This is a genomic window from Bradyrhizobium yuanmingense, assembly GCF_900094575.1.
Classification (GTDB): domain Bacteria; phylum Pseudomonadota; class Alphaproteobacteria; order Rhizobiales; family Xanthobacteraceae; genus Bradyrhizobium; species Bradyrhizobium yuanmingense.
Genome location: NZ_FMAE01000067.1, coordinates 1 through 5,227, shown reverse-complemented (window position 1 = coordinate 5,227; position 5,227 = coordinate 1). Strand labels below are relative to the sequence as shown.

5 protein-coding genes and 1 pseudogene are annotated in these 5,227 nt (G+C 59.7%); 4 read left to right on the top strand and 2 right to left on the bottom strand.

The genetic code is table 11. The features are described from left to right. Together GA0061099_RS38750 and tnpB are read right to left on the bottom strand one after the other, a co-directional pair. Positions 1-182: transposase (locus GA0061099_RS38750; protein WP_208604930.1), on the bottom strand; the 182-nt coding region annotated here is incomplete at its 3' end. Positions 183-307: 125 nt separating this feature from the next. After that, positions 308-628, bottom strand: a complete 321-nt coding sequence (tnpB, locus tag GA0061099_RS38745; RefSeq protein ID WP_074448670.1) for an IS66 family insertion sequence element accessory protein TnpB — start codon at positions 626-628, stop codon at positions 308-310. Positions 629-638: 10 nt separating this feature from the next. Here tnpB and GA0061099_RS38740 point away from each other — a divergent pair, with 10 nt between their 5' ends. The 4 genes and pseudogenes from GA0061099_RS38740 to GA0061099_RS38715 all read left to right on the top strand — a co-directional run. Then, a complete protein-coding gene (locus GA0061099_RS38740; protein WP_244621057.1) occupies positions 639-1,310 on the top strand; it encodes a reverse transcriptase domain-containing protein in 672 nt (223 codons plus the stop codon). A 1,071-nt stretch (positions 1,311-2,381) separates the two neighbouring features. Further along, positions 2,382-3,293, top strand: a complete 912-nt coding sequence (locus GA0061099_RS38730) for a hypothetical protein (RefSeq protein WP_074448668.1) — start codon at positions 2,382-2,384, stop codon at positions 3,291-3,293. A gap of 267 nt (positions 3,294-3,560) precedes the next feature. Further along, positions 3,561-4,505, top strand: a pseudogene (locus GA0061099_RS38725) (caspase family protein). Between the two features lie 464 nt (positions 4,506-4,969). Beyond that, on the top strand, positions 4,970-5,227 hold a 258-nt coding region (locus tag GA0061099_RS38715), incomplete at its 3' end, for a transposase (protein ID WP_208604918.1).

Below are 5,227 nucleotides of genomic sequence, written 5' to 3'. Positions count from 1 at the left end.
CGCGTGTCCTGCCGCGCCGGGCTGCGCTCATACCGCCCAGCACCGCACAGCTGGTCCGCTTCGGCCTCCAGCATCGCGTTCAGTGTCTCTTCCACTGTCCCGCGGACCATCTCGCCCAGGTGATCTCGAATCCGGGCCTCATCAATTTGGATCACCTGACCCATGGCATTCCCATCGTTCATTCAAAGCTCCTTCATTCTAGAAGAAGCCGTCAATCCTGAAAGTGCGAAAGACTCTGTACGTTATCCGAGCACATCGCCACCGCGCGTGCCACGATCAAAATAGCTGCCGAGTCATTCTGCCGCAGTTATCCCGCCACCTGCGGGCGCCGTGCTTCTTCCGGGCGGACCAATCTCCAATCCAGCCCTTCGAACAAGGCAGCGAACATCGCCGGCGACATGCGCATCACTCCGTCCGCGATCGTTGGCCAAACGAACTTGCAACCTTCGAGGCGTTTGTGCACCAACACCAGACCCGTTCGATCCCAGACCAAAATCTTGATCCGGTCCGCTCGTTTCGATCGGAACACGAAGGCTGCGCCGCTGAACGGATCGAGACGAAGCATCTCCTGTACCTTCGCCGCAAGCCCGTCGTGGGCGCAGCGGAAATCGATCGGCCGGCGAACCACAAGGACGGCGGTGGCCCGTACGAAGAAAAGAGGAACTCCACAAGGCTCACCTCTGAGCCCGCTGTTGGCGAATCTCTACTTTCGTCGGTTCCTGCTGGCTTGGCGCAAACACGGACACCAAGACCAACTCGATGCGCATATCGTGAATTACGCGGATGACTTCGTGATCTGCTGTCGCCCCGGCTCGTCCGAGACGGCAATGGTGCGGATGCAGACGCTAATGAACAGGCTTGGGTTGGAGGTGAACGAGACCAAGACGCGGCTCGCTCGGGTCCCGGAGGATAGCGTAACATTCCTCGGGTACACGATCGGGCGCTTCTATGGAAAAGGAGGTCAAGCCTTTCTGGGCACAAGGCCTTTCAAGAAAGCCGTTCGACGATTGCTCAAACAGATCCATGACCGCACGACACGTCAGTGGTACCCGGACACACCGGAGAACACTGTGGCTGTCATCAACCGTATCCTACGCGGTTGGTGCGGCTACTTCGACCAAGGCCCAGTGGTGGAAACTTACAACCTCATTCGGCAATACGTCGATCGTCGTCTACGACATTGGTTGGTTCAGCGCACTGGGGCGCGTGGGCGAGGCTTCAAGCGTTACTCGCAGGAGTACCTGCACGAAACGCTTGGCCTCTATCGCCTCCCCAGAGCGCGTGCCGACATGCCGAGAGCGAAGGCTTGACGGATCGAGAGAAAGCCGGGTGCGGGAAATCCGCATGCCCGGTTTGACGAGCGGCGACTGGAAACGGAGCCATGGTCCGAAATGAGGCACCGGCACTCAGCGAAAGCTGCCGGCCAACGGCAACTCCTCGGAACCTGTAGCCACCGCGCCAGTCGTCGACTCTACCCCTTTCCGATTTACTCAGCTCGGCGAATGCTCTAAGTCGCGGTGAAACGTGGTACGAAGCCGAATTAGGGAAGAGCGAATTAGCAGAGATGCACGTTGCCTCCGGCTGAGTTTATGGTGTCTGTGGCCTAGCCCGCGGGAGCCATCTTCTCCCCTTGTTGGAAAGCGGCGCCACTTGACGTCTCAGGCGCCAGGCGGGGCGACGCCGCCCGGTCGAGCTGAAACGCCTTCGGCGCGATCAGTTTCGCATCGAGTGCCACATCCGCGAGCATCGTAGCGATTGCGCTGGCGAATCTCGTGCCGTGGCCGGAGCAAGGCGATGCGACGACGATGCGTGGGTCGGCCGGAAGTCGAATGATGATAAATTCCTTCCCCCCCGTCCGGTCGCAGGTCTGCTCGGAGCGTGTTCGCTCGATGGCCCGCCGCACCGGGGACCAATTCGGCGAGCGTCAAGCGAGCGGCGCTTGCCCCTGGGCGAAGCGGCGAAGTGCAGCTCGCGCCCGCAAGTCTCGATACCTTAAGTCGTTGAGTTCGTCGCCTGCCAAAGCTTGTAGGCTCACTCCCAAATGATCAAGCAACCTGTCGGCGCGTGAGACGCTAACGCAACGATAATCGCGCATCACTCAGAATGCAGATGGCGCCAGGATTGCGCCGGATCATGATCCCGGCGGGCTCGCGATGACCTCGGAAATCCTTCTCGTTGCGCCGCATGCGTGGGTTGGAAAAGGAACGGACAGGCGCGCACCGTGCACTCTCGCAGAGCCGTGCGACGGTCACAGCTTTTGCAACCAGTAGGGGAACTGACGCTACGATCGAGCGTTATTATCGTGCAGGCCAATCTCCTATTACCTACAGGGTGAAAATGATGGGGCCGGGACAGATGATCGGCCGCAGGAGAGGGAAGGCATGTTGCTGAGCGCATTCAGGTTGAGCGAGCGCGTGGGAAGGTCGGTCGCGGGGGAATGCCGACGCATTCCGGCGGGCGTCAACGGGACTCTGCACTCATGCACGGATGCGATCGACGAACGCCGTGTGAAGCACCTTCTCGCAGCCATTGCTTTGCTGGCGTTCGTCGTCCAGGCCGAGAAGGCGGAAGCAACATCGCTCAAGATCTTTCCCTTCGCTTATGACGACCATGGACCAGTCTTGGAGTATTATCCATCGACCAGCGCAACCAAGACGTTGCAGGGCCGTGTATTCATCGCGATCACCGTGCGGGAACGGGCTTCGACCGACCTGTCGCTCCTGCTTGATTGTCAGAAGCGTCAGCTCAGCCTAGCAGGGCCTACCATACCAACCGACTCTGCCGGCGATCAGTCGTCCGCCTTCGACGGAATCGAGAACAAGCACTTTATATCGCCGAACAAGGGCATGTACGAACGTTTCGTTATTGCAGTTTGCGACGGCGAACTGCTCGGTGTCGCCACCTCGGCGGCCCGCAGTGGATGGACGCATTTTATTGAAAGTCCTGGCCGCGCGCTTTATGTGGCACCTGAGGGTACCCGGAAGCTCGGTAAATACCGAGCAGCCTCGATTCGCTTGTATGACCTCGGCGGCGCGATCTTACCCGATGGTCGACACATCGATGCCCGCGATGCCGTCTGGGTCATCGACTGCGAGCAAGGACTCGGCGCCGTCGCTTATGAGCGGGCGTTTGCGCGCGTAAACGGCAGGAATCAAACCATCACAACCATGGGAGATGAGACGGTGACTCATGATTTGTCGGCTGTTGATCCCGGCAAGCTTAAATTTGGCCGACCCGTTCCGGGGTCGTCCCAGGATCGGTTCGGCAAGGCGGCATGCGCAGACCAGCTTTAATCAGGGAGCGACATTTCCTCGACCCAGACCCGAAGGTCGTCACGTTAGCAAGCCAAAGGAGGATGTTTTACTGCCCTTAAACGACAGCCGGTAGGAGGCATCAATGGAAGTTAAAGACAAGATCACCATCCTCTTGGCCGAATACAACACCTTGAGACAGGAGGTCATGGGGATGTCCCGGGTTCTGTTGAATTTCTGAGGAGGTCGGCGTTGCCCACCTTGAGCCGGTAGGCTCGGGGTGCTGATTCCACAAAGGAGAGCAACGCCATGACGAGAGATATCACACCGGCTGGTTGGCCGGCGACTGGGGCTGTGGACGAAGCGTTTGCGGAAGTGCGGGCGAGCTTCGATCGGTTCTGCCTTGCAGCAGGGATCGAGGCGCTCGGCACGATGATGGAGGCGGATGTGACGGCGGCCTGCGGGCCGCGCCACGGTCGCGATGCGGAGCGGCGGGCGCACCGTTGGGGCCGAACGCGGGGACGGATCGGTTTGCACGGCGGCAAGATCGAGGTCGAGCGCCCGAGCGTTCGGGGCGTGGACGGCCGCGAGGTCACGATCCCGAGCTGGGAAACGGCGGCGGGCGATGAACCTGATACTGATCAATGTGTCGACGCGCCGGTTCGGCCGCGCTGTCCGGCTGCCGAGGGTGACGTGCCGGCAGCGCCCGGATCGGGGGTTTCGAAATCGGCGGCCTCGCGGAGGTTCGTAGCGCTGTCGGCGGCGCGGCTGGCCGACTTCATGGCTGCCGACCTGTCCGCGCTCGACCTTCTGGTGGTCCAAATCGACGGGCTGCATCTCGGCGACGATCTCGTGCTGGTCGCCGCGATCGGGGTTGACGGCGAAGGCAACAAACATCCGCTGGCTCTGGTGGAAGGGACGACCGATGGGGACGGAAGAAATAGCCCATTCACGACCGCGCTTCTTCGGCACATCGAGACACCCGGTTTAGAAATCTCATTCCTATTTCGTCGAGTTCGGGATGATGTCATGACTGCGACGAAGCGCGAACAGCAACCCTTTGTGTACGGGTCGCTGTCAAAGGAGGAGATCTTCCTTAAGGGACGAATTGTAAGTCTTCCGAATGCTCCCGGTTCTAGCGCCCCTGCTTCGTCCATTGCACCCGCGACCATTGTTTCAACACCCAGCAGTGACACGAATGCATCGAAGGAAGCAGCGAGATCGGACGGGCAGCATCTGATCGCAGTGAATTGACAGTCAAAACGCAATTGAAAATGCCGGAGTTCACCATAATGGCTAGCAAGTCGGATTCAGCGGGAGTGAACTCGAAGTTCGTTGGCGTGTGGTCTAGCAAGCAAGGTTGGGGAAATGGCAGAGGCCGCCATGGGATGTTGATTATTTCTGATGTTTCGGCGACAGGCTTAGCTAGTGGCTCTGCACAGTGATTTTGACAGGTTGGGTCCGGCGGTCAGATTAGCTCCGGCAGGAGTTTCGGATCAATGAGGACCTCGATGCTGCGAGGCGCCCTTGGCTGCCGTCTGATGAGGCCGGCGCGTTCCAGCGTCAGCACCATCTGGTGAACCGAAGACGGGCGACGAACAGGGTAGCCTACATCCTCTGAGCGACCTAGCCAAACGGGGCATCGTAATTCCTGATAACGTACAGAGTCTTTCGCACTTTCAGGATTGACGGCTTCTTCTAGAATGAAGGAGCTTTGAATGAACGATGGGAATGCCATGGGTCAGGTGATCCAAATTGATGAGGCCCGGATTCGAGATCACCTGGGCGAGATGGTCCGCGGGACAGTGGAAGAGACACTGAACGCGATGCTGGAGGCCGAAGCGGACCAGCTGTGCGGTGCTGGGCGGTATGAGCGCAGCCCGGCGCGGCAGGACACGCGGGCAGGCAGCTACGAGCGAACGCTGCAGACCAAGGCGGGCGACGTCAATCTGAAGGTTCCGAAGCTACGGCGGCAA

Bases quoted from the DNA above. Each gene is read 5' to 3' on its own strand.
- GA0061099_RS38730 (WP_074448668.1), top strand. From the start codon at position 2,382: ATGTTGCTGAGCGCATTCAGGTTGAGCGAGCGCGTGGGAAGGTCGGTC.